This window comes from Bifidobacterium sp. ESL0764, from assembly GCF_029395515.1.
Classification (GTDB): Bacteria; Actinomycetota; Actinomycetes; order Actinomycetales; family Bifidobacteriaceae; genus Bifidobacterium.
This window is the reverse complement of sequence record NZ_CP113919.1, coordinates 421642-447036: the sequence shown is the minus strand read 5'-3', so window position 1 is coordinate 447036 and position 25395 is coordinate 421642. Positions and strand designations below refer to the sequence as shown.

General features: G+C 58.3%; 22 protein-coding genes and 1 tRNA gene. 11 read left to right on the top strand and 12 right to left on the bottom strand.

The window, feature by feature from the left end; all coding sequences use genetic code 11:
* Positions 1-161: 161 nt before the first annotated feature.
* Both OZX71_RS01610 and OZX71_RS01605 read right to left on the bottom strand, forming a co-directional pair.
* Positions 162-1592: an acyltransferase family protein gene (locus OZX71_RS01610; protein ID WP_277160250.1), complete on the bottom strand. Its 1431-nt coding sequence runs from the start codon at positions 1590-1592 to the stop codon at positions 162-164.
* A complete protein-coding gene (locus tag OZX71_RS01605; protein ID WP_277160249.1) occupies positions 1561-2943 on the bottom strand; it encodes a sugar phosphate nucleotidyltransferase in 1383 nt (460 codons plus the stop codon). The genes OZX71_RS01610 and OZX71_RS01605 overlap by 32 nt, the downstream gene beginning before the upstream one ends.
* Positions 2944-3253: 310 nt before the next feature.
* Between OZX71_RS01605 and OZX71_RS01600 the strand changes: the two genes are divergently transcribed.
* Positions 3254-3326 (top strand) — tRNA-Thr (locus tag OZX71_RS01600).
* Positions 3327-3489: 163 nt separating this feature from the next.
* Here the strand turns inward: OZX71_RS01600 and OZX71_RS01595 are convergent.
* Both OZX71_RS01595 and OZX71_RS01590 read right to left on the bottom strand, forming a co-directional pair.
* Complete coding sequence (locus OZX71_RS01595) at positions 3490-5055, bottom strand: MDR family MFS transporter (RefSeq protein ID WP_277160248.1); 1566 nt, start codon at positions 5053-5055, stop codon at positions 3490-3492.
* 75 nt (positions 5056-5130) lie between these two features.
* Complete coding sequence (locus OZX71_RS01590; protein ID WP_277145694.1) at positions 5131-5610, bottom strand: MarR family transcriptional regulator; 480 nt, start codon at positions 5608-5610, stop codon at positions 5131-5133.
* Positions 5611-5850: 240 nt separating this feature from the next.
* Between OZX71_RS01590 and OZX71_RS01585 the strand changes: the two genes are divergently transcribed.
* Positions 5851-6915, top strand: a complete 1065-nt coding sequence (locus OZX71_RS01585; protein ID WP_277145695.1) for a 2,3-butanediol dehydrogenase — start codon at positions 5851-5853, stop codon at positions 6913-6915.
* A gap of 231 nt (positions 6916-7146) precedes the next feature.
* Here OZX71_RS01585 and OZX71_RS01580 read toward each other — a convergent pair whose 3' ends face one another.
* Both OZX71_RS01580 and OZX71_RS01575 read right to left on the bottom strand, forming a co-directional pair.
* A complete protein-coding gene (locus tag OZX71_RS01580; protein WP_277160247.1) occupies positions 7147-7623 on the bottom strand; it encodes a flavodoxin in 477 nt (158 codons plus the stop codon).
* Positions 7624-8409: 786 nt separating this feature from the next.
* Positions 8410-8997 (bottom strand): GNAT family N-acetyltransferase, encoded by a 588-nt coding sequence (locus OZX71_RS01575; RefSeq protein ID WP_277160246.1) that lies wholly within the window; start codon positions 8995-8997, stop codon positions 8410-8412.
* 294 nt (positions 8998-9291) lie between these two features.
* Between OZX71_RS01575 and OZX71_RS01570 the strand changes: the two genes are divergently transcribed.
* Positions 9292-10293 carry an AEC family transporter gene (locus OZX71_RS01570; RefSeq protein WP_277145698.1) on the top strand — a complete coding sequence of 334 codons (1002 nt, stop codon included), beginning with the start codon at positions 9292-9294 and terminating at the stop codon, positions 10291-10293.
* A gap of 261 nt (positions 10294-10554) precedes the next feature.
* Here the strand turns inward: OZX71_RS01570 and OZX71_RS01565 are convergent, their stop codons facing one another.
* The 3 genes from OZX71_RS01565 to OZX71_RS01555 all read right to left on the bottom strand — a co-directional run bounded on the left by OZX71_RS01565 (position 10555) and on the right by OZX71_RS01555 (position 13030).
* A complete protein-coding gene (locus OZX71_RS01565; RefSeq protein ID WP_277160245.1) occupies positions 10555-11229 on the bottom strand; it encodes a non-canonical purine NTP pyrophosphatase in 675 nt (224 codons plus the stop codon).
* A gap of 177 nt (positions 11230-11406) precedes the next feature.
* Entirely contained in the window at positions 11407-12171 is a 765-nt protein-coding gene (rph, locus tag OZX71_RS01560; RefSeq protein ID WP_277160243.1) for a ribonuclease PH, read from the bottom strand.
* Positions 12172-12391: 220 nt separating this feature from the next.
* Positions 12392-13030: a Pr6Pr family membrane protein gene (locus OZX71_RS01555; RefSeq protein ID WP_277160242.1), complete on the bottom strand. Its 639-nt coding sequence runs from the start codon at positions 13028-13030 to the stop codon at positions 12392-12394.
* A gap of 482 nt (positions 13031-13512) precedes the next feature.
* Here OZX71_RS01555 and OZX71_RS01550 point away from each other — a divergent pair, with 482 nt between their 5' ends.
* Positions 13513-14835 (top strand): nicotinate phosphoribosyltransferase, encoded by a 1323-nt coding sequence (locus tag OZX71_RS01550; RefSeq protein ID WP_277160241.1) that lies wholly within the window; start codon positions 13513-13515, stop codon positions 14833-14835.
* Positions 14836-15142: 307 nt separating this feature from the next.
* Here OZX71_RS01550 and OZX71_RS01545 read toward each other — a convergent pair whose 3' ends face one another.
* Positions 15143-15478 carry a DUF3039 domain-containing protein gene (locus OZX71_RS01545; RefSeq protein ID WP_277160240.1) on the bottom strand — a complete coding sequence of 112 codons (336 nt, stop codon included), beginning with the start codon at positions 15476-15478 and terminating at the stop codon, positions 15143-15145.
* 230 nt (positions 15479-15708) lie between these two features.
* On the opposite strand from OZX71_RS01545, the gene coaD reads away from it, so the two are divergent.
* From coaD to ilvN, 7 genes are all read left to right on the top strand, one after another.
* Positions 15709-16203 carry a pantetheine-phosphate adenylyltransferase gene (coaD, locus tag OZX71_RS01540; protein WP_277145703.1) on the top strand — a complete coding sequence of 165 codons (495 nt, stop codon included), beginning with the start codon at positions 15709-15711 and terminating at the stop codon, positions 16201-16203.
* On the top strand, positions 16200-17090 hold the full coding sequence (locus OZX71_RS01535; RefSeq protein WP_277160239.1) for a cell division protein: 891 nt from the start codon (positions 16200-16202) through the stop codon (positions 17088-17090). Before coaD ends, OZX71_RS01535 begins: the two co-directional genes overlap by 4 nt.
* Positions 17091-17148: 58 nt before the next feature.
* A complete protein-coding gene (locus OZX71_RS01530; protein ID WP_277160238.1) occupies positions 17149-17772 on the top strand; it encodes a DUF177 domain-containing protein in 624 nt (207 codons plus the stop codon).
* Between the two features lie 72 nt (positions 17773-17844).
* On the top strand, positions 17845-18039 hold the full coding sequence (rpmF, locus tag OZX71_RS01525; protein WP_277142447.1) for a 50S ribosomal protein L32: 195 nt from the start codon (positions 17845-17847) through the stop codon (positions 18037-18039).
* Between the two features lie 492 nt (positions 18040-18531).
* A complete protein-coding gene (rnc, locus tag OZX71_RS01520) occupies positions 18532-19218 on the top strand; it encodes a ribonuclease III (protein WP_277160623.1) in 687 nt (228 codons plus the stop codon).
* 229 nt (positions 19219-19447) lie between these two features.
* Positions 19448-21406 carry an acetolactate synthase large subunit gene (locus OZX71_RS01515; protein ID WP_277160237.1) on the top strand — a complete coding sequence of 653 codons (1959 nt, stop codon included), beginning with the start codon at positions 19448-19450 and terminating at the stop codon, positions 21404-21406.
* Positions 21407-21427: 21 nt separating this feature from the next.
* The gene (gene ilvN, locus OZX71_RS01510; RefSeq protein WP_277160236.1) at positions 21428-21982 is read left to right on the top strand and encodes an acetolactate synthase small subunit; all 555 of its coding nucleotides are present in this window, start codon (positions 21428-21430) and stop codon (positions 21980-21982) included.
* 182 nt (positions 21983-22164) lie between these two features.
* On the opposite strand, the gene OZX71_RS01505 is transcribed toward ilvN, so the two are convergent.
* On the bottom strand, positions 22165-24444 hold the full coding sequence (locus OZX71_RS01505) for an ABC-F family ATP-binding cassette domain-containing protein (RefSeq protein WP_277160235.1): 2280 nt from the start codon (positions 24442-24444) through the stop codon (positions 22165-22167).
* Positions 24445-24650: 206 nt separating this feature from the next.
* A complete protein-coding gene (locus OZX71_RS01500) occupies positions 24651-25373 on the bottom strand; it encodes a type 1 glutamine amidotransferase (RefSeq protein ID WP_277160234.1) in 723 nt (240 codons plus the stop codon).
* Positions 25374-25395: the final 22 nt, after the last annotated feature.

The window sequence follows — 25395 nt, the reverse complement described above, 5'->3', positions numbered from 1 at the left end:
GACCATCGCCGGCTTCATCGCCAGCGTCACCATCCCGCCCGAACTAGCGACCACCGACTTCAAGCACCGTCAGTCCCCAAGGAACAGAATCTCTCTACGATCCAGACAAAGCAGCTGTCCACAATCGCAACGAATCCGATTTCCGCCATACCGCAATCCGTCTACGCCAACTTGACCAAGCGCAACAAGGGCTGACGGACGAAACGGTCGAAGAGACAGATGATGACGACAAGCGCCAAGGCGACGACAATGGCCGTCAGGAACCATACCACCTCCCAGAAAGCAAAGTGTAATACAGAACCTGCGAGCGCGGCTGCGGCTACATGTTTCAGGGGGATAGCCGTGAAATACGTCTGGACGATTCCCATGATGCTGTAACCCAACGCCTGAGCGATATAAAAGCCCAGAATCCCCGACGCCAGCGCCTCGAGTGCAGCCTTAGTCTTTCCAGCCGGAGGCGCTGCAGCGGACCCAGCAGTTTGCATCTCGGCGGCAGATCTCACATTTCCGTTCCGTGGCAAGGAAACGCCCTCGTCATTGGTAACCTTACGGACACGCCCGCCGCAAACCGCGATCATCAACGAAGAGAGCGCCAAAAGGAACGAAATCACCGAAGTCGATTTGAACGACAGCGCCGACAGCAGGCCATAATCGTCACGCGCGACGAGCACCGCCGAAAGCACCATCGCCAGAACCGCCACACACGCAATCACCGCGAGCCAAAAACGCCTGGTCAGCCACGCCGGTTCTCGCTTTGAAGTCTTGCCCGAAACCTCGCCCGCCGCAACATTCCTGCGCGACCGCCGGATCACACTACCCAATACCCCGGCAATGATGAAGGAGGCAAGATAGCTCACCGCACCGATCTGCTTACGCCAATTCATAGCGGAGAGCTGGCCGAAATCCCCACGTGCGCCCAGTGCGACGTAAGCGTTCAGCGCGTATAGCGCCACCAGCGCAATCCCCACCAAGCCAGCCTGCCAACGTTTCCGGCAACGCCCGGCCACCCAGCCGATGACCGGCGCGAGCGCGATGAAGAACATATACAGCCAGATGAATTCGAGGTTGTAGGTGACCCACCACATGGTTCCGGCATCGCTGACCGGCATGAGCCAGCGGTTCACGGCCATGAATATCACGGCGTAGAACACTACCGCGGCAACCACTTTCAATATGCGGTGAGCGGTCGAACGAAGCTGGCCAGCCCAGTAATGAGGCTCACGCGAGCGTTCGGCGGCCTTCGGGACAAGGAAGAATCCCGAAATCATAAAGAACACATGGTTGCCCCACGCCCCCAGCAATTCGAGAACGGCCACAGCCCATACCAGCGGACGGGTCGAGGCCAGAACCGCGAGCGCCGGGATGAGTGCCCCGGAACGGCTCGCCATCGCCGCAGCCTGAGGGCCCAGAGCCACTATCTGCCCATACGTGGGCAGAAACGCGTGGAAGACGGCGATGCCGCCGATGGCCAAAAGCCGTAGCAGTTCAACAGAGAACATACGACGGCGGGACGGCGCCCGGCGGACAGAAGAACCGGCAGGAGCGGAAGGAGCGGAAGGACTAGAGGATGTCGTCACAGCCAACCCGCTCAAGATAGGCGACCAGATCCTTGACCTCCTGGCTACGGGCGCGCGGCGCGACGAGCAGCGCGTCGGGGGTGTCGGCGATGACCATATCGTTGACGCCGAGCAGTGCGATGGTGCGTTCGGTCAGCGGCATCACCACGTCTCCGGCGCTGTCGAGGCTGACGACCTTGTCACCGTCGCCCAGGATCTTGATGTTGCGGGTGCCGGTACTGGGCAGAAGCGCCGCCACGGAATTGAAGTCGCCGATGTCGTCCCAGCCGAAGTCGCCTGGAACCATCGCCACGCCGCCGGCCACGCTCAACGGCTCGGCCACCGCGTAATCGAACGCGATTTTCTCGATGCCCGGCCAGTAAGTCGCCATCGCCTCATCGATGGCCTCGTTGTCTATAGCGGCCTCATTGCCGGCATCAGCGTCGTTACCGCCGTCGACGTCAGCGGCACCACCGGAATCGTCGTCATTGTCGTCATCGCCGCCAATAGCTCCAATCACATCCGCATGATCTCCGTCTTCGCCGTTATCACCATTTCCGGTCTCGATTGCCGTACGCTTCGCCGCAGCGATTTCGGCCTCGGAGGCGGCCTCATCACTATCAGCATCGCTATCGACGGCCATATAGGCATCGGCGATATGCGAAATCGCGTCATACATATCGGGCTTATATTCGCGCAAATGCTCAAGCAACACGTCGGCACGCATCACGAACATGCCGGCGTTCCAGCGATATTCACCGGTGGAAAGGTAGGCCTGAGCCGTGGCCGAATCCGGTTTCTCGACAAAACGCTCCACCAGACGCGCGCTTGGCGCCTCGGGAATTTCACCGGCCAGCGACCGGCCTTGATGGATATAGCCGAACGCCGTCGACGGCCGCGAGGCGGCAATGCCGATCGTGGTCACATACCCGGCACGCGCAGCCGCCACGGCCTGCCGCACCGCCTCGGCGAACGCCTCCTTGCCTCGAATGACATGATCGGCCGCGAACGACCCGACGACGATCTTCTCTCCATGCCGCCTAGCCAGAATAGCCGTGGCCAGCGCGATAGCCGCCGTCGAATCCCGCGGCACCGGCTCGGCAAAAACGTTGGATTCCTTGAGCTCCGGCAGCTGCGCCTCGACCGCGGCGACGTGCCTCCAGCCCGTGCTCACCACGATGCGGTCGGAGCCGGCAAGCCGCGCGAGCCGGTCGAACGTGGACTGAATGAGCGTGCGTCCGCTGCCCATCAAATCGTAAAGGAACTTCGGCCTGGCCCCTCGGCTCAGCGGCCAAAGACGCGAGCCGGTGCCCCCGGCCGGGATGATGGCGTAAAAATCTTCAAAACCTTTGCTTGGCGTCGATACCGCCGGCTTTTCATTTTCCAAGTTGCCCATCCCTTTTCGCGCGATTCCCAGCCTGCCTGCTCCTTATATTTTCTTATATATTGTCGCGCGGGCCTTTGTCATTGCCGGCTTCGCTCATGTCTTTCAACGTCACATCGCCCTGATTCCCCGCAATTCCATAGTTTCCACGGCCAAATTCCCTCGCAATTTCACGATTGTATGGTAAAAACAAGCCCTAAAAACCAAGTCAGCCCAACGAGACACGGCCGAACGCGACGCTCATGGACAAAATACACAGTATCCGGTATTATTATTGTTTTGTGCGCGAGTGGTGCATACCGCTCGGGCAATTGCCGCTTTAGCTCAGTTGGTAGAGCGTCTCACTCGTAATGAGAAGGTCGACAGTTCGATTCTGTCAAGCGGCTCTCTTTTTCGCTTCGTTTCTTGGCAGTATCATCTTATTCATTTACGCCTCATTGCGATGTTGCCGATGAATTTCAACGATATTTTTGCACCGTTATCACCCAAAACCCATGAGAAAAGCACCGAATCATCCGCGGACCAGTGCTTTTCTCACAGATTTTACGCTCACTTGCTCGCTGTGGCGATGGCCTTACGCTCGGTGTCGGCGTTCGGCAGGAAGAACGAGGCGGCGAGGCCGATGAGTGCGAAGACGACCATGAGGATGAAGCCCCAGTTGTAGCCGATGGCTTGGGCTGCGGCCTTGCCGGCAGAGGCCTGAGACGTCGCGGCCAGCGAGATGACGAGCATCGCGAGCGCCGTACCCAGCGACCCGCCGACCTGACGCACCGTGGACGAGGCGGCATTGGCATGGGCGGTGAGGCGGGCTGCGCTCAGGTTGATACCGGCGGTGAACGTGGTCATCATCGTGCATGAAATGCCGACCATGCGCAGCGCATAGCACAGGCCGATAAGCCACAGGCTGGTTTTCGCGCTGAACCAGAGCATCGGCACCGAACCGAGCAAGAGCATCAGGAAGCCGAAGAGCGAGAGCTTCTTGATGCCGAGCTTGTCGTAAAGCGTGCCGGAAATCGGGTTGCAGACCACCATCACCAAGGCACCGGGCATCATCACCAGGCCGCTGGCCAGCGCCGATTCGCCGCGTGTGGTCTGCAGGTAGAGCGGCAACACCAGTTCGATGCCGACCATGGCGATGTTCGAGATGGTGCTTAAGAGCGTGCACAGATTGAAACGTGCGTTGCCGAAGACGTGGAGGTCAAGCAATGGCTTGGAAAGCCTGAACTGGCGGATGCAGAAAAGCGCCATGATGACCACGCCGACGACGAACAGCACCGCAAGCAGCAACGTGATGCGCCCGGTGTTGCCGACCTCGGAAAGCGCATAAAGAATAAGGCCAAAGCCGAAGATGGACTCTGCGAAGGAGATGACGTCGGTGGTGCTGTGGTGCGGCGAGGTGACGTTACGTACCAGCGGGACGGCGAGAATCGCGGTGACGGCGCTGGCGAGCGCGAGGATGACGAACAGCGTTTTCCAACCCGAGACCTTGAGAATCAGGCCGGAAATCGTGGGGCCGACCGCCGGGCCGAAACCGATGACCAGGCCGGTGATGCCCATAGCCATGCCGCGTTTTTCGGGCGGGAACATCATGAGGATGACGTTCTGGATGAACGGCATGAGTCCGCCGGCGGCAATCGCCTCGATAATGCGGCCCGCGAGCAGCACCCAGAAGTTCGGCGCGAAAATGCAGATCACCGAGCCGACAAGGAAAACGGCCATCAAGGTCACGAACGTGGTGCGCAGGTTGAAGGACTCGAACACCCACGCCGACATCGGAATCATCAGCCCGACCACCAGCAGGTAGGCGGTCGTCAGCCATTGCGCCGTGGCCTGGCCGACGGCGAACGCGCCCATAATCGTCGGCAGCGCGTTGTTCAGAAACGTCTCGGCCATCAACGCCGTGAACGACCCCAGCAGCAGCACCGCCATCATCAGCCCGCGCTGACGCGGAGTAATCGACGCTACGGTGCCTTCACTCCCAGCTGACTTCGGCTGTGCAGATCGCACGTTGCTCTCCCGCCCCGATTCGGATGGTATGGATTGCTCAGATACCGGCCGCGCACCCAAAGCGTTGCGCTCCCCGTCTTTGCGCTTTTGCGATTGTTGATTTGTCATTGCCAACCTTTCCTAATTTATAGCAAGCTACAGTTTTGATATATAAAGATACCTTTTTAACGAGTACCATCACACTTATTCCGCAAAATTCGCGACGACTCGTTTGAGAGCGCCGACCAACCTCTTCTGCTCGGCCTGCGACAAACCGTCGGTAATACGCGCGTTGATCTGCCCCATCACGGCGTGGATATCGTCAATATGAGCGTCCATCAGCCGCTGCCCCGCGGCAGTGAGCTCGAGCAGAATCTGCCGGCGGTCGCTTTCCAGCTGCGAAGTCTCGATAAGCCCGGCACTCTCGAGCCGTTTGACGATACCCCGAATCGTGGGATGGCTCAGCACGAAGCGGTCGGCGATCTCACGCTGGGTGACGCAGCGCCCGCGAGCGTCGTGCAGATAGACCATCAGGGTGATCTGCGGCCCGGTGAGGCTGTATCCCTCGAACATCGAAGCGACACGGTTGTTGAGTTCCTTTTCGATCAGGGTATTCGCCACCTTAATCAGCGGGCCCAAGCCATCGACACCGGCTGCCTCAACACCCGTATTTTCCATATCCATAGCCTGCTACACTAATCCCCTCTCATGACTTACCGCAAACCTTCCAATTATGGCAGAGCCTTTTGCATTGAGGTCAGTAAAACTATATTTGGTCAAATCTATGAACATTAATCATTTTGCCGCATAGCCATTGTTATCAATGTGAGGAATCAATCATTTTTAATTACTATTTTCCGATATTCACAGCCGATTCGCACGTATAATGATAGAACGTTTTAAGTTATTGCAAGGAGGCAAAATATGAAAGCTGTTCGTTATTACGGTAAGGAACACGTCCAGATCGACGACATTCCGGAACCACAACTCAAGCCAGGAACCATCAAGATCCACCCCGCTTTCACCGGGCTGTGCGGCTCCGACCTGCATCTCTACTATGACGGCGAGCAGAACGGCGGCAACTCGGCCACCGAGCCGCACCCGCTTTCCGGCGAGACGCTGCCAGTCGTCTTCGGCCACGAATTCTCCGGCACCGTCGAGGCCATCGCCGATGACGTCGACACCGATCTGAAGGTCGGCGACCGCGTGGTCGTGGAACCGGTCATGGTCTGCGGCGAATGCGACGCCTGCAAAACCGGCAACTACAACGTCTGCGAGAAGCTGGGCTTCATTGGCATCAACGGCGGTGGCGGCGGCATGAGCGAACATATCGTCGTCGAGGCCAAGCGTGTCTTCCCCGTCGGCGACATGCCGCTCGACCAGGCCGCGCTCATCGAGCCGCTTTCGGTGGCCTACCACGCCGTTCGTCGCACCGACGTCAAGGCGGGAGACACCGTAGTGGTCGGAGGCGCAGGCCCCATCGGTCTGCTCGTCGGCACCGTGCTCAAGGCCAAGGGCGCCAAGGTCATCATCTCCGAGCTTTCCGAAGCCCGCAAGAACAAGGCCTTGGAATCCGGAGCCGCAGACATCGTCGTCGACCCGAGCAAGGAAGACCTCAACGAACGTGTGCGCAAGGAAACCAACGGCAAGGGCGCGGATATCGCCTTCGATTGTGCGGGCGTCGGCGTCGTGGTCCACCAGCTGCTGTCGTGCCTCAAGCAGGAAGGCAAGCTGGAAATCGTCGCGGTGCACGTCAAGCCGCTCGAAATCAACGTCACCAACGAGCTGACCTTCGCCGAACGCGACATCCAGGCATCGCTCGGCTACGCCAACGACCACGCGAAGGTCATCGAGATGGTGCGCGAGAAGGGCATCGACCTCTCGCCGTTCATCACCGACAAGATCAAGGCGGAGGACATCGTCAAGGACGGCTTCGAGAAGCTGCGCCACGACGGCGAGCACCACGTCAAGATCCTCGTCCAGCTCTGAGGAGCTCTGCAACCCTAAAGAGCCAATAGCCTTCTCGGTCTTATTCCGAGATCACATTGCCAACAATCGGGCCGTCGCCTTTTGGTAGCGGCCCGTTTCCATGCGCTTTCTCCACCGAACCTTCAGTATAGCTTGGGCCAAACAGGTGGCTCGTTTCAGACGAACGGCTTGATCCCAAAGACTCGTTTCAGACGAATCGTCGGTTTCAGACGAACGATTCGTTTCGCCGGCTTACAGGCCGAGCTCCTTGACCCATTGAGCCAAGGTATCCTCGCTGTCGTCAGAGGTGAAGCGACGACCCGTCTTCCATGTCGCTTTGGGCGCGCAGGCGTGCAGATGCTCGCCGTTCGCACCGTCCAGGCTGCCGCCGGAGGTGGCGAACGTGACGATGGTCTTGCCGGAGAAGTCCTGGCTTTCGAGGAACGTACGCACGATCTGCGGCGCGACGCCGTACCAAATCGGATAGCCGACGAACACCACGTCATAGGCGCTGACGTCAATGGAATCCGCCATCTTGGGGCGCGCATCGACGACATGCTCCACGTTCGCCCGGCATTTCTCGTCATCGGCCTTGAGATCGGAGGCGATATACGGCATCGACGGCTTGATCTCCTCGATATCGGCGTTGGCGGCACCAGCCAGTTTTTGCGCCACGGCGCGAGTGTTGCCGGACACGGAAAAATACGTTACCAATGTTTTGTCAGCCATGAAGTTCCCTTCCTCCTGATAATCATTGACTTTTCTGAACTCAATGACATCAAGACACAGTGTAAGCCGGGCCCACCCAAAAGTGACATATCTCACAAGTTTCATCGTTTCTTATTACATTGGACATCAACAAATATCGAGACGTTGGTTGCCGGTTATACGGATCTGCAGAAATTCTGCGACCTCAATGGCTATACGATCACACCGATTGAGCTCTGAGGCAGGACGGTTCTCTTCAACCCGAAATCATTCGTGAGTTCATTTTGAGTTCAACCCGTCATTATTTGGGGTGATTTGACGTGATTTACGATGAAGTCGGAAACAATGCTTGACACCTCGAAACGCACCCCGACATGTTATCTTGATTCCCGTTCTTAAGGTGCGCGCAAAGGGACTCGAACCCTAGCTACCAGCGAAATTATGACACTAAAAAACGTTGGTATATCAACGTTTTATGAGTTCCTATGCCATCTTCGAAACGTCCTGTGAGTTCATTCTGAGTTCACTTCGGAGAAGAATCGCATTCATGGACTCGCGGACCGAATCAAGATCCGGCACGACTTCCGCTCATTCGCCGGCCATTATTCCCAGGCCGCGGAGATAATCACAAAAAAGTGGCGATAATCGTGATTATCTCCGCACCAGAACATCATTTGCAACGATAATCACAGAAACGAGGCGATTTTTGTGTAGAACCAGCGTCCGGGCTGGTTCGGGCTCGTGCGGTTGTAGGATCATATCGGCTGGCAGTTCGGCGTCGTCCGATTGTCGATGAAAGCCAGACCATCACACCTCGCGCGCCATCAGGTAGTCGGTCTGCTTGTCATCGCCCTGCCAGAACGCGTGTTGGCCGACGCGCACGAAGCCTTTGCCGGTATAGAAGCGTTTCGCGGGCTCGTTGTGTTCCCACACGCCGAGCCACACCTTGTTGAGGTCGCGTTCACGAGCCGTTTGCAGCGCCAGGTTCATCAGCCGGGTGCCGAGTCCGCAGCCTTTGAACGCCTTTCGGATGTAAAGCCGTTGGAGCTCCATCGCGCCAGGCCCCATATCCTCAAGCTGCGCCGAGCCAAAATTCAGCTTCATATAGCCTGCGGGCGTTCCGTCTAGCACGTCGGAAGGCATCGAGATGACGAAAAACATCGAATCGTGATTGGCCAGTTCATCACGCAGCACGGGCACGGCGTAAGACTCTTCGAGGAATTTACGCATATCGGCGTCCGAGCTCGTGCCGCCAAAGGTATCGAAGTACGTTTCGACGCTCAGTTTGTGCAGCATCTGGGCATCGCTAACACCACATTTCCTGATAACTCCCGCAACCTTTGAGTCCGGATTTACCGTATTCATCGGATTCGCAGCATTCGTCTGATTGGCCATCAGATTATCACCCCGTTTCGCTCTTCGATATTGTAGAGTCTCGGCCGACTTTCAGCTTGCAAAATCCTGGGATTCCATTCACAGCAACGCATAGGGCAGATTCATCGTATTTTCGACCTGTATCTGTGCACATGAGAAACATCACAAGATAGCGTCGAACATCCCAAATATCGGTATCAAAGGCCATCTATGGGAACTATATTCTTGTATAGGCAGTGCCGAAGTCTATGATATGACACGGTAGAGCGAATCAACGTCCACAGCAACACCAGCGAAAAGAGAGAAACCAAGTCCATGTCAGCACTCATTCAACCGGCGACACTGCTGCTCATCATCCTGCTCGGGTATCTGTTCAAACGGACCGGCATTTTAGGCGCGAAGGACTACCGCGTGGTGCAGGTGCTGGAATTCGACATCATCCTGCCCGGCGCCATCACCTATTCTTTCGCCACCAACCCGCACCAGCTCAACCTTCTGCTGCTTTCCTGCTTCTCGTTTTTCGCATCCTTGATTCCGCCGCTGCTCATCTTCGTGTCCACGCGTCACCGACCGGTCGCCGACCGCGCGTTCCTGATGCTCAACGGAAGCGGGTTCAACGTCGGCTGCTTCTGCTTCCCGATGGTCCAGGCTTTTCTGGGCCCCGCCGCTTTGGTCCCCGCCGCCATGTTCGACATCGGCAATGACATCATGGTCGCCGCCGGAACGAACGTGATGACGCAGAATCTCCTGCACATCGTCCCCGGCAAAACCCTGGCCGAGCAGAATGCCGGAGACGCCCCGACCTTGCCCCGCATCAAAGCCACCGACCGCGACGCACGCCGCCTGCAACGCCGGGCATTGATCCGCAATGTCGTCAAAGGCTTCGTCACCTCGCCGGCGTTCGACACCTATATCCTGATGCTGGTATTGATGTTCTTCAACTTCCGCTTCCCGCACTGGATCGCGCAGGTCTGCCAGCCGTTCTCCGCGGCCAACGCCTTCTGCTCGATGGTGATGGTGGGCATGCTGACCGATCTGCCCGCCTCCTTGCGCGACCTCAAATTCGTCGGCGAGGTCATGGCCTGGCGCCTGCCCTGCGCGATTATTCTCGCGTTGCTGGCGTGGTATATCCTGCCGTTCAGCCCGCTCATTCGCGAGACCGCGGTGATGTGCTGCCTCGCACCGACCGCCATCTTCTCGACGATGTTCACCGACAAGGTGCTCGGCAACGCCAAACTCGCCGGTTTCATCCTCTGCCTGACCGCAGTGATCGGCACAATTCTGATGACCGCCGCACATTTCATCATCCACATGTAGCGGCACACTCGAACATGAGCCGATACCCGCCAATCGGCTCGCCAGAAAGCCTTATAACGTATCAAATCCAATCATAACGTAACATTACAAAACGCTTAGAGGACGACCACACGGTTCCGCCCCTATAGCTTCTTCCACCGTCAGCCCATAAGTTCAGGAAGCAGGGTGCCGCGCTTTTGTCATGAATGCAACGCAGCCGAAACCATATAACGTTCGAAGCCGCAACATTATGGCATCAACGTTTTCGCGTGCCTACCTGCATCAGCCGATGAGCTGCCTGACTGCCGGGGCCAACGCGACGAATGCTTTGTGACGGTGCGAAATCGCATTCTTTTCCTCAGCGGTCATTTCGGCACTGGTCAGTTTTTCACCGTCGTCGTTCAACCGTCCGGGCTGATCGTTCGGCACGAAGATCGGATCGTAGCCGAAACCGTTGCTGCCCCGGCGTGCGCGAATGATGACGCCGTGCATCTCGCCGAGTTTGGTCGTCTCCTGCGCCTGCGGCACCGAGCCATCCGCACGACGCTCGACGCACTGTTCCGGCACCACCAAAGCGGCATCGCAGCAGAACCGTGCGCCGCGCTTGGCGTCCGGAATATCCGCGATCTGGGCGAGCAGCAGATCGATGTTGGCCTCGTCGTCGCCGTGCACACCCGACCAGCGCGCCGAGAGGATACCCGGAGCAGCGCCCAGCACATCGACGATCAGCCCGCTGTCGTCGGCGAGCGCCGGCAACCCGGTGCGCCGCGCCACGTCGCGTGCCTTGAGCAGCGCGTTCTCTTCGAAGGTGACACCGGTTTCAACAGGATCCGGCAGATTCATCGAACCGGCGGAAACCAGCTCGACGTGTCGGGCAGCCTCGCCCAGCTCCTCGACGATAATGGTACGGATTTCGGGCAGTTTGCCCTCGTTATGCGTGGCCACGACGATTTTCATGATAGATTCCCAGCCCTTGTCTGTTTCCTACTCGTTTCAGCGTGAATACGTCGCAAACTCTCGGTCAACTTCGACTAGCAGCACTTTTACGACGTCCATTACGCTATTGGCGTCGCAAATCTCCTATCAGCCTCAGCCAATGGCGCATTTGCGACGCTCAAAACCTTGCGAACTTCCTCAGTCCTTGGCGAGCGCCTCGTTCTGCGCACGCTGCAGCTCCTTGTTGCCCTTTTCGGCCAGCTCGAGCAGCACGTTGAGCTCGTCGCGAGTGAAAGGACGGTGCTCAGCGGTGCCCTGGATCTCGATGAACTTGCCGGAGCCGGTCATGGCGACGTTCATGTCGGTCATGGCCTGGCTGTCCTCGATATAAGGCAAATCGAGCATCGGCGTGCCGTTGATAATCCCCACGGAAACCGCGGAGATCTGATCCTTGATCGCTTTTTGTGCCGAACGGATATGCTTGTGCTTCTCGGCCCAATGCAGCGCATCGACCAAAGCCACATACGCACCGGTCACGGAAGCCGTACGGGTGCCGCCGTCTGCCTGTAATACGTCACAGTCCAGCTGCACCTGGTTCTCGCCCAGCGCCTTCATATCGATGACACCGCGCAGGCAACGGCCGACCAAGCGGCTGATCTCCTGTGTGCGCCCGCCGACCTTGCCTCTCACGGATTCGCGCGGCGTGCGCTCGGAAGTGGCGCGCGGCAGCATCGCATACTCCGCAGTGACCCAGCCGAGCCCGGAATCCTTGCGCCAACGCGGCACGCCCGTGGCGAACGTCGCGGTGCACATCACGCGGGTGTTGCCGCATTCGATGAGCACGGAACCTTCCGGAGCGTCGGTGAAATGACGGGTGATCTTGACGGGGCGCAGCTCGTCGACGGCACGCCCGTCAGGACGCACCACAGTGTTATCGTTCAGTAAATCCTTGATTTGAGCCATACCGCCAACCTACCATCAGGCGGTCACGTCATTGCGCAACGTTCAATATTCGTTCAAATGCGTTGTTTCTAGCAGCTCACACACTTTTATGCTGGAAACAACGCATTTATAGTTTCCAATTAGGTTGTTTCCAGCACAAATGTGTGCAAAATGCTGGAAACAACGCAAAATTACGCGTTTTCCGACACCAGTTATGAGGAAACCGGAAAAGCACATCCGCTCAGTTGCGAACGGTGCCGATCAGCGGCTTCTTCGGCATCACCTTGTCGATCAGGAACAGCACCAGGCCGAGAATGGCGAAACCGATGATGCAGAAGACGATATTGATCCACATCTGGTTCCAGCCGATCTTGTTGACGTCGATGAACCCGTACGGATACGGATTGCCGTGCGCCTCCGGGCCGGAATGCGGCCAAAGTTGAGCGCGGATGAGCACGAACGCCAGGTAGAACGGGAAGTAGATGAGCCAGGTGAGCACGTAATGCCACTTGAAGCGCTTGTGAGCGTCGAAGAGGATGAAGTCGATGGTCGCGAGGATCGGTGCGGCCTTGTGCAGGATGACGTTGGTCATGATGCCGAACACGTACTTCGAGGTGAGCGGGTTGGCCGGCGGCAGCAGCGTGGCCGCGACGATGCCGGTGATCAGGATGTAGAGCGTCAGGATGCCCTTGAGCCAGGCGGGAGGCTGCTTGCCGTCGATCAGGCACGCGACGCCGGCCCACAGCATCACCAGGCCGAGCAGGAAGTTGGTTTCGTAGGTAAAGTAGACCCAATAGCTGGGTTCGCCCCACGCCACGCTCGTCCAGGCGAGACACAGGAACGCGATGATGAGGCGGTAGATTCCGACAAAATATTTCATGACGGCCAGTTTAGGGATAAGCCGAGAAAACACAGTCTTGCATCAAGGCCAGCCACGACACGGATTCAGCCCACCTATACCATCGACATCGACGGCTTTTGCACCTTTGAGAATCTTGAATCCGATGTTCAGCACCGAAGGATACCGAAACCTCCAGCACACTTAGAGTGCATCAATCCACAGCTGTGAAAGCATCCATCAGCAATCAATCATTATGTCGAGATGCCGGTCGGATCCCCATACTTCCAACGCTAAAACAACAAATCGTAGGTGCGATTCACGGAGCGCGCCGAGAGCCGACACCGAGCAAACCACGCCGAAATGTCTACTTATAGTCATTACTACTATTAATCGCCGCGCCGCGTTAGAATCGAGGTGGAAAAGCAACGCGGCCGGTCAGCCCGGCGACGCAAATCTCGTGCCCAGGCCGGCGATGCCGACAATGCAAAGGGCGCGGAAGGCACACCCCAGGGAGGCATGTGATGCTGGATTATTCACCGGCTTTGATGACCGATATGTACGAATACACGATGTTGGACGCGGCTCTGCGCGACGGTACCGCGAACCGCAAGTGCGTTTTCGAGATCTTTACGCGCCACCTGCCCGTAGGCCGCCGTTACGGCGTCGTCGCCGGCACCGGCCGCATCCTCGACGCGCTCGAGCGCTTCCACCTGAACGACGACGACCTCAGGTTCCTCTCCGATCGCAAGGTGGTGAGCCCCAAGACCATCGAATGGCTCAAAAACTTCAAGTTCACCGGCTCGATCAAGGGCTATCGCGAAGGCGAAATGTATTTCCCCGACTCCCCGATCCTGGAGGTCGAAGGCACGTTCGGCGAGTGCACGCTGCTTGAGACGCTGCTGCTTTCTATTCTGAATTATGATTCCGCAGTAGCTGCTGCGGCTTCACGTATGTCCAGCGCCGCCGGCAATCGCCCGTGCATGGACATGGGTGGCCGTCGGGCCAACGAGTGGGCCGCAGTCGCCGCCGCCCGTGCGGCAGTGGTCGGCGGGTTCCAAGGCACCGCGAACCTGCTCGCCGCCCAGCTTTACGGCCTCAAGGCCATCGGCACCTCGGCCCACTGCTTCACCCTCGTCCACGATTCCGAGCGCGACGCCTTCGCCTCGCAGGTCAAGGCGATGAGCGCGAACACCACGCTTCTGGTCGATACGTATGACATCAAGGAAGCCATCAAGACCGCCGTCGAGGTGGCCGGCCCCGAGCTCGGCTGCGTGCGCATCGATTCCGGCGACCTCGCCGAACTGGCCCAGCAGACCCGCAACCAGCTCGACGCTTTGGGCGCCAAGAACACGAAGATCACGGTGACCAACGACCTCGACGAGTATGCGCTGGCCGCCCTGCAATCCGCCCCGGTCGACTCCTACGGCGTCGGCACGATGCTGGTGACCGGCTCCGGCGCCCCGACCTGCGCGATGGTCTACAAGCTCACCGAACGCGAAGGCGAAGGCGGCGAAATGGTTCCCGTCGCCAAGCATTCCGAGAACAAGGCCACCGTCCCCGGCCGCAAGCTTGCCTTCCGCTCCTATGAATATGGCCTGGCCACCGCCGAACACGTCATTTCGGGCTCCGAGGAAAAGCTCGCCGCCTTCCAGCCCGAAGACGGCTGGAAGGATCTGATGGTCACCTACATGGACCACGGCGAGGCCGACAAGCAGTATCAGGGCCACGACGCCATCACCGCTGCGCACGACTACCATGCAAAGGCCCTGGCCGAGCTGCCGATCACCGCGCAGTCGCTGATGAAGGGCGATCCTTCAATCCCCACGCAGATCGACGTGCTCTAAAGAACGTACTCGCAGCATCATAATCTGCTGCCCCGGCATCAATTTGCTCATTTTGGGGGTTCTTGGTGCACCAAGTACCCCCAAATACGACGCTTTGGGGTGAATTCTTCAGAAAACGGGGTTCTTGGTGCACCAAGAGCCCCAAAATTTGACGAATATCACTCAATTCTTTATATAGTCGCCCTCTTGGCGCACCAAGAGGTACAAAATAAAGCAAAAGGCTGTGCATACCGTCGATTTCTGGTATGCCCAGCCTTTGTTATGTAAACGGCGAAACAATAATCGTCTCCGCGCAAGAAACCTGACTTTACTTGTCGGTCATTTCCTCGTAGATACGTTTGCAGTCCGGGCAGACCGGATATTGTGACGGATCGTGTTTCGGCACCCAGATCTTGCCGCACAGCGCCACCACGGGCCGTCCGGTGAGCTGGGACTCGCGCATACGGTCACGCGAAACGTAATGCGCAAAGCGATCGGCATCGCCGTTGTCGTCGAGCTTGCGCTCCTCCTTGGTTTCCGGACGCTCGAGCACCGCCGTCCCCGCGCCCGAATCCGAATCTTCGGAAGGATTCTCGAACCCCGCCATATCGAGCCAATCGTTCGGCCGCCCATCACTATTCAACATTTCGAAAAAACCAGTCATCACGTCTCCTTATTCGGCTATACAGTCACATGTCAATCACCGCAATACCGCCTATATCATAACGTCCGGCGTTTACCGTAAACAACGATGAACATGTCATTCATCTCTAGGCATCACAGCGATTCGATGTTGCGTTTATCAAGAGCGAAAACATCAAAAGACAACAATCACCGGCACCTTGAAGACCCGGGCAACAGCGGAAATCAGCGTCAGGCGTTATTCTTGGGAGTATGACTATTGCAGTGTGCCCAGGCTCGTATGATCCAGTCACGGCAGGGCATTTGGATGTTATCGAACGCAGTGCGCGCATTTTCGAGACGGTACATGTCGTCGTGGCTGTGAACTGCGCGAAAACCCCGATGTTTTCCGAAGAGACCCGCGTGGACGTCATCAGGCGGGCCTTGGTAAAAGACGGATACCCCAACGTCGTCGTCGCCTCCACCGACGGGCTGATCACCGATTATTGCACCAAAGTCGGAGCATCGGTCATCATCAAGGGTCTGCGGCAGAACGGCGACTACGAGGCCGAGCTCGGCATGGCGCTGGTGAACCGCAAACTTTCCGGCGTCGAGACGATGTTCCTGCCGGCCAACCCGATTCTTGAGCATATCTCCAGCACCATCGTCAAAGATGTGGCGCGCCACGGTGGCGACGTCACCGGTATGGTGCCCAATTGCGTGGTCGGTATGCTCGCCGAACAACTTCAAAAAGAAAAGAGTCAATGATGGTGGACGAAAAAGACCTCAACGACGAGGAAGACGATACCCTTTCCAAGGTCATTCCGATCGACGACCTTTCGCCGAACCACAGCGTAAAGGACAGTGAAGCCGAAAGCTCCGTTGAGCACGAGGAAACTTACGATGCCGACGATTCCGACATTGCCGACAACGACGATGCGCCCTCTGTGAAAGCCACCAAGCCGCTTTTCGCCTCGCCTGCCGACCTTCCTGACCTGCGGGAACATCGCAGCGAAGATTCCGGCTATGATGCTGGATCCGATTCCGAATCGGCCACAGAAGATAACGCCGAAAGCAAAAGCCGCGACGAATTCACCACGGTTTATGACATCATCGATCAGATGACTTCCTCCATCGAGGAGACCAAACCGAGCATTTTCACCCCCGGCATGGTGCGCCTCGACCGTGACGAGTTCCTCGACCAGCTTGGACAGCTCAAAGCCATGCTGCCCGTCCAGCTTGAACGTGCCTCCTCGCTGATGCGCGAGGCCGAACGTAGGCTGCAGAACGCGCAGAGCCAGGCGCAGGCCATCGTTACCAAGGCGCAGAGCCAAGCCGCGCAGATCAAGCAGAACGCCGAGGAGCAGGCGCAGATTCTCGCCGGCCAGGAGCGTGTCGTGGATCTGGCGCAGCAAAAGGCACGCGCTATCGTCGACAGCGCTCAGACCAGGTCGACCAAGCTGGTACAAGGGGCCAACGCCTATTGCGCCGACGTGATGAAAGCCCTGAAAGAGCAGGTCTCCACCTACGACCGCGACATTCGCAACGGCATCGACGTCATCGACAAACGCCAGCGCGAGGCGGCCCAACAGCTTCAAACCACCGAAGCCGACGCGATGGCCCAAAGCCAGGCGTCAGCGAAGAAAACCGAATAGCATTATAGTACAGACAAGATCATGGAATCTTGAAGATCCGAAAGAACGATAAACATATATGAGCAGACCTGAAGATTCGCAATGGGCCGTCTGTGTAGGGCAGATCATCTCGCGGCCCGGCCAGAGCAAAACCGTTGACGCCGACTTTCCGGCACCAAGCGGCATCGGCGACAATGTCATCGGAGTCAAGGAAGGCGCACCGGTAAAGGTGAACGGTTCCTTCGACTCCATCGTCGACGGACTGATTTTCACCGGCCATTTCGACGCGCCGGTCCACGCCGAATGCGTACGATGCCTCACACCTCTCAAACGCGACTGGGGCATGGATGTCACCGCGTTCTTCCCCTTTGATTCCGCCAAAGCGAGCGTCAACGCCGATAACGGGCACGGCAAGCACGACGAAGATATCGACATCATCGCCGGCGAGGACGAGTCGGAAGACACCTACCCGCTGAGCCCGGATTGCAACTACGCCGACCTCGAAGCGCTGCTGCGCGACACCTTGGTCGAGAACCTGCCGCTGCAGCCGTTGTGCAGGCCGGATTGCAAGGGGCTGTGCTCGCAGTGCGGCATCAACCTGAACGACAACCCCGATCACCATCACGACGTGGTCGACAACCGTTTCGCGGCTTTGGCCGGTCTCAAGGCCGAGCTGGAGAAGGAAGCGAAACAAGGCAAGTAGAGCTTGTACCGAGATTGCGTTAGACTTGTCTACGCTTAAGCTCAATTTGTTCGAACGAAATAGAGGAATACCATGGCACTGCCAAAGTACAAGACTTCGCGAGCCAATACGCATTCGCGCCGCTCCAACTGGAAGGCCAGCGCGGCCAAGACCGTCGCCTGCCCCAATTGTGGTGCGCCGACCCTGCCGCATATGGCTTGCCCGAGCTGCGGTTCGTTCCGCGGCCGCGTGTATCGCGAGGCTATCAGCAAGTCGCTGAGCAAGTGAAACACTAGCAGATAAAAGCCCTGCCATCGACGGGTGGCGGGGCTTTTGCATCTCTACTTACGTTCGGCTTTAATCTAAAAAACACCATCATACCGCCACGCAGATGTATTACAGTAACCAATACGGTTCGGCTATACCTGACGATATTCGATATCGCAGTATTCGCCATCAACCGGCTTGGTGCCCGCAATATGTTCGTCGGGGTTATATCCGTATAAAAGGACCATCATGACCGATTCACACAACACCGAAAACACCATTCCCGATTCGGGCTTGCACCAAACTACAGCAGCCTTGCAAACCGGTGCAGCCAAACCTGCAACTATCGCCGCAAACCAAAAACCCACTGCAGCTTCGCACACCGGCGCAGCCGAATCGGCAACTTCCGCTTCCGGCAGAGAACCCGCTGGAGCGCCCCAAACCGAAACCGCCAGACCTGGTTCCCCGCAGCAAGAGCTGCTCGACCGGCTGGGCACCACGCTTTCGCCGGATATGCTGGTGATGGCGCTCACCCACCGCTCCTTCTCGCACGAGCACGAGGGCGCGCCGAATTACGAACGCTTGGAATTCCTGGGCGATGCGGTGCTCGAGTTCGTCTCCACCGAAACCCTGTATCGTGTCCATCCCGACATGAACGAAGGCCAGCTGGCGAAGATGCGGGCGATGGCCGTCTCGGAAAAGGCGCTTTCGCAGATCGCGCGCGAAAAGCTCCAGGTCGGGCCCTATATCCTGCTCGGCCACGGCGAAGCGGAATCAGGCGGAGCCGAGAAAAGCTCGATCCTCTGCGATATCGTCGAATCCCTGATCGGCGCGACGTTCGTGGAACACGGCATTGATGAGGCACGCAAAGTCGTGCACCATCTTGTCGATGACGAGCTCAAAAAAGTGGCCACGGAAGGCCCGGCGCTGGACTGGAAGACCTCACTGACCGTCAAAGCACACGGCATGGGGCTTGAAGACCCGCGCTACCGCATGGCCGTCAGCGGCCCGGAATATGCACAAGTCTTCACCGCTCGCGCCGTCGTCGGAGACGATGACGAAGTGCTCGGTGTCGGCACCGGTTCCAGCAAACGCAAGGCCCAACTCGCCGCGGCAAAAGCCGCATGGACGGAATTGGACACGAATCCGAGCCGCCATCAGGCTAAAAAGCACCATCATCACAACGATGGAAAATCGTAGCGAAAATAGCGAATCCTCGAATCCCCACAGACTTGCGACACCCCGCCAATATTTGGGCAATAAGCGTTTTCCGCACATGCAAGGCGCTATGATATTGAGCACATCGGCACAGCGCCACGGCCTGCCACGAACGGGCGAGCGAACACCGAGCGTCATTACCATGCAGACGTACACCATACGCAGCAGGTCAGAAGACAATTCCTACAAACCCGAAGAGATAAGAGGAACGATGGTGTCACCAACGCCTTTACAGGCATTCAGCGGGGTGCAGAAAGCACCGACGAAGACAAGCAAACAGACTCTCGTCGACGGCGAGAAGATGACCGGCGCACAGGCGCTGATCCGCGCGCTGGAAGATCTGGGCGTGCAGGACGTTTTCGGCATTCCAGGCGGCGCCATCCTGCCGGTGTATCACCAGATTCACGACGACACCAAGTTCCGTTTCGTGCTGATGCGCCATGAGCAGGGCGCGGGTCACGCGGCCGAGGGGTATGCCGTCGCCACCGGGCGCGTGGGCGTGTGCATCGTGACCTCCGGGCCGGGCGCCACGAACATGGTCACCCCGATCGCCGACGCGAATATGGATTCGGTTCCGCTCGTCGTCATCTCCGGGCAGGTCGGCATCGATTCAATCGGCACCGACGCCTTCCAGGAAGCCGACACCGTCGGCATCACCTACCCCGTGGTCAAGCATTCCTACCTCGTCACCGACGCACAGGACATCCCACGCGTGCTCGCCGAAGCGCACTATATCGCACGTTCCGGTCGCCCTGGCCCCGTCGTCGTCGACGTTTCCAAGACCGCGCAGGTCGGTGAAATGTATTACTCTTGGCCGCAAAAAATGATACTCCCCGGCTATAATCCCACGACCAAGCCTCACGGCCATGTCCTGCGCGAGGCCGCAAAACTCTTCGAGCAGTCCTATCGTCCGGTGCTCTATGTCGGCGGCGGCGCCATGCGTTCCAACGCCGGTGCGCAGGTCAAACAGCTCGCCGACCTCACCGACTCCCCCATCGTCACCACGCTCCCCGCTCGCGGCATCGTGCCGGATTCCGATCCGAAAGTGCTGGGAATGCTGGGGATGCACGGCACGTTGGCGGCGACGGCTGCGACGCAGAAATGCGACTTGCTGGTGGCCATCGGCGCACGCTTCGACGACCGCGTGACCGGCAAGATGGAGGCTTTCGCCCCCGCCGCCCGCGTCATCCACATCGACATCGACCCGGCCGAAATCGGCAAACGCCGCCAGCCAGATGTGCCGATCGTCGGCGACGTCGCGGAAGTGCTTGACGCCCTGAACGCCGAGATCAAGCGCGGGCAGGCCATACGCGGCGCGACGAATCTCAAGCCGTGGTGGAATCTCATCAACTCGTGGCGCGAAAAATACCCCATGAAGTATGACGAAGAGACCCCCGATGGCACGCTTTCGCCGCAGTGGGTCGTCGAGGAGCTTTCACGTCAGGCCGCGCCTTCCACCATCTGGGTTTCCGGCGTGGGCCAGCACCAGATGTGGGCCTCGCAGCTGATCGATTTCGAAAACCCGCATTCCTGGATTTCCTCGGGCGGCTTGGGAACCATGGGCTTCGGCCTTCCGGCCGCCATCGGCGCGCGCGTCGGTTCGGCCCGTGATTTCGGCGGCAAAAAGCCGGTCTGGCTGATCGACGGCGACGGCAGCTTCCAGATGACAAGCGAGGAGCTCGCGGCAGCGTTCATCGACAATGCGCCGGTGAAAATCGCGATTCTGAATAATTCCGTCTACGGCATGGTGCGTCAGTGGCAGACGCTTTTCTACGACCAGCATTATTCGCAGACCAGCATTCAGGACGGTGAAAATACCGAAGATATCATCAACGTCCCCGATTTCGTGAAACTCGCCGAGGCGTATAGCTGCGTCGGCATTCGCGCGAGAACGCAGGACGAGGCGAGAGCCGCGATCAAGCGAGCCAACGAGATCAACGACCGTCCGGTATTGATCGACTTCCGCGTCTACAAGGACGCGATGGTCTGGCCGATGGTGGCCGCCGGGCAGTCCAATGACACCGTCACCTACAAGCCGGGCGTGCAGCCGTTGTTGCACAATGACGGCCCGGATTCAGGTTCAGATTCGAATGCCGACGAGCCTCAGAACGATACCGGCAAACCAGCCGTTGCCGACGGCACTACGACTGCAGGAAAAACAGAAGAATAAGGACAAGGCGAAAGGAACATCATGGCAATCTACCCCGCATCCACTCCGCACAGCGAGCGCCACACCCTCTCCGTCCTGGTCGAGAACCGCCCGGGCGTGCTGGCGCGCATCGCCGGCCTCTTCGCCCGCCGTGCCTTCAACATCAACTCGCTTTCCGTCTCCCCCACCGAGCGCCCCGACATCTCGCGCGTCACCGTGACCGCCGACGTCGAGCAGGTGCCGCTGGAACAGATCATCAAACAGCTCAACAAACTGCTGCACGTCCTGAAAATCGTCGATCTCGACAATATGGACGCCGTCGAACGCGAGCTGGTGCTGATCAAGGTCGCCGCCAACGAGACGAACCGTTCCGACGTACTGGAAATCGTGCGTCTCTTCCGCGTGCGCGTGGTCGATGTGCACCCCGAGTCCCTGACCATCGAGGCCACCGGCGCCGAGGGCAAGATCGATGCGTTGCTCGGTCTTTTGCACGATTACGGCATCATCGAGCTGGTCCGTTCCGGCGCCGTCGCCGTGACCCGCGGCCCGCACGCCTTGAGCGAAAAGGTGGTCGGCAGCGAGATTCGAGGACGCTGACCAACTCTGATTCATCTGTTTAAAGGTGGGTATGATTTCAAACCATACCCACCTTTTGTTTTCCTTGTGCAGGCTCACATTGTATTGCAATTATATTCGGCAATACCTTCGTGTCCTTGCTACTGCACTCATCGGAAATAGCTCTTATTGATCCTTGGAAATACAAAGGATGGCAAATCGGCCTATTCGACCTGCTCGGAGAGGTCCATCCATTCGGCTTCCAGGGTGTCCTTTTCGTCGGAGTTGGCGTTCAACTGCTCATTGAGTTTGCCCAAACCCTCGTAATCGGCTGGGTCGTGTTGTGCCATCTGCTGCTCGATCTTCGCTTTTTCGGTTTCGAGTTTGGCCAGCTTGCGCTCGATGGCCGAAAGACGACGAGTGGCGTCGTGGAAGGCCTTGCCGGTCAGCTTTGGCGCGCCGGATTGCGAATCGGAACCTTCGTCACCGCTATCAGCGTTTCCACTTGCGTTTAACGGCTGCGATCCAGCCGCGCCGCCGCTGCCCGCAGCCGAACCCTTGCGCGATGACTTACCACCGCGATTGTCACCGGCAATCTCATCGAGCGTGGCGCCGTTCTCTATCTTGCGCACCATCTCAAGGTAATCGTCGACACCGCCGGGAAGGTGACGGACCTTGCCGCCAATCAATGCGAACTGCTCGTCGGTGACGCGTTCCAGCAAATAGCGATCGTGGGAAACCACAATCAAGGTGCCCGGCCACGAATCCAGCAAATCCTCCATTACCGCGAGCATATCCGTATCGAGGTCGTTGCCCGGCTCGTCGAGGATGAGCACATTCGGCTCGTCAAGCAGAATCAGCAGCAGCTGCATACGACGTTTCTGACCTCCGGAAAGGTCGGCGATTGGTGTCATCAATTGCGCAGCCGAGAAGCCGAGCCGTTCCATCAGCTGGCTGGTCGAAACTTCTTTGCCGTCGACCTCGTAGGTCGGCTTATAGCGGCTCAGCACTTCCTTGATCTTGTACTTGTTGAGCTTCTCCAACTCGTCAAGACGCTGCGAAAGCACTGCGAACTTCACGGTCTTGCCGATCTTCACGTGCCCCTTCGTCGGTGTCAACGTCCCGTCGATGATCTTCAGCAGGGTCGACTTGCCGGCGCCGTTCGCGCCCACGATGCCGAACCGGTCACCCGGGCCGATAAGCCAAGTCACATCGTCAAGAATCTTACGACCACTAACCGTCACTCGCTGCGCCGACGAAGTCACTGCGGGCACGTCCACGGCTTCCGATTCGCCGCCGTTCGTCTCGTCGGCATCTGTTGCCCGCTTATCAGCTGCACTGTTTGCCTGATCGGCAGACACTTCGGCTTCGTTCGTTTCCGCAGCAACCGGCGTTTCCCCGGCCGCAGCGTTCACCGCCTTGGCATCGACCAGCCGGTCGTCGTCCAAATCGTCGACAGCCAGCTCGACGGAACCGATGACTTTCGGCTCCTCGTACAAGGCCGGGACGATATCGACGCGGGATGCGGAGTCAGCGCCCGAAATGTCGCTCGAAGCCGTTGCCCCTTCAGACGCGTTCAATGCAACAGATGGAGATTCGCCGTTGAGATGCTCGAAAATCTGCGTGACGTCATTGAGGTCGACGACCTGCTTGCCCAGGCGCGAAGTCGCCATCTGCTTGAGCTGTAACGTATTACGCAACGGCGGCACGTCGTCGATCAATTCGTGCGCCTGCTTGACGTGGAACTTCTGCTTGGTGGCGCGCGCACGGGCGCCGCGGGTCAGCCACGCCAATTCCTTGCGCGCCAGGTTGCGCCGGCGTTCCTCGCGGATGTCGGCCTGCCGATCGCGCTCGACACGCTGAAGCATGTAGGCGCTGTAGCCGCCTTCGAAGGGGTCGATCACCCCGTCGTGAACCTCCCACATCGACTCGCAGACCTCGTCGAGGAACCAGCGGTCGTGGGTGACCAGCAGCAGCGCGCCCGACCCTGCGGCCCAACGGTTCTTCAGGTGTTCGGCAAGCCAGTGAATGGTGACGATATCCAAATGATTCGTAGGTTCGTCAAGCGCCAGAATGTCCCAATCCTTGAGCAAAAGCCGTGTCAGATCCGCCCGACGACGCTGCCCGCCGGAAAGCGAACCGATTTTCACGTCAAGGCTCAGGCCGCCCAGCAGCGCCTCCACGACCTCGCGCGAACGGGTGTCGGAAGCCCACTGATAGTCCTCACGCCCCTCGAGCGCAGCCTGACGCAAAGTGGCGTTGTCATCCAGCGGATCGCGCTGGTCAAGCATGCCGAAGGTCAGACCGTTGCGAGTGGTCACACGCCCGGAATCAGGCTGTTGCGTACCGGCAAGCAGGTGCAGCAATGTGGATTTACCGTCGCCGTTCTTGCCGACGATACCGATGCGGTCGCCTTCGAAGACGCCGAGCGTGGCATCGGTGAAAATGGTTTTGGTCGCGAAATCGAGCGAAACGTGTTCAAGTCCCAAGTCATAAGTCGGCATAGTGATTCGATGGTACCGCCGCCTATCAACAGTTTGCGCCGTAAACCGAATACAGGCTCGCGTCATTTTGTGATTATCGCTGCATCGAGCGCCAAGTTACAGAGAAAATCACGATTTCGGGCCATATTCTGTGATTTGCTCTGCATAATCACCGAACACACGACGATAATCACAGTTTCCGGCCTGATTCTGTGATTATCTCTGCATCACGCACTCAACGCACGGGCGCTGGCGGCGCAACGCACAGCAAACGCGGAGAAGACCTGTTCGGCGAGCGGCTGCAGCTCGACGTCGTAACGCTTGAAATCCTCGCGAATCTTCTCGATCTGGCTTTTCTTCATACCCTCGATCATGCTCGGCTCGGTGAGCCATTCGTCCAGCAAGGTCGGCGTGACCTCGAGGTGAAATTGCAGCCCGAGCGCGCTTTTGTAGCTGAACGCCTGGTTTTCGGTATATTTCGACGACGCGAGCAGCTGACCACCTTCGGGTACGGAGACGACGTCGTTATGCCAGTTGAGCACGTTCATCTGATCGGTCCACATCGGCAACCAATCGCTTTTGGCGACCCGCTTGATCGGTGCAAAGCCGACCTCAGAGCATTTGCCGCTTTGCAGTTTGCCGCCGAGCGCGGTGGCGATGATCTGGTGGCCCAAGCAGATGCCGAGCACCGGTTTGCCGGCCTTCACGGCCTTACGCACCAGCTTTGCCTCGGTTTTAAGCCCGGGATATTCTTTAAAATCCAGCGCCCCCATCGGCCCGCCCATCACGACCAGCCCTGCAATCTCCTCGCTTTTCGGCAGATCGGGATCAGACTGCGCAGCGATGCTCAACGTTTCGCTGGTCATGCCGAGATCATCAAGATTATCAAGGATTCGTCCCGGCTTTTCGCAGGGAACATGTTGCAGAATAAACACTTTCGGCGTCGTCATGATTCCATTGTGACATTTCGTC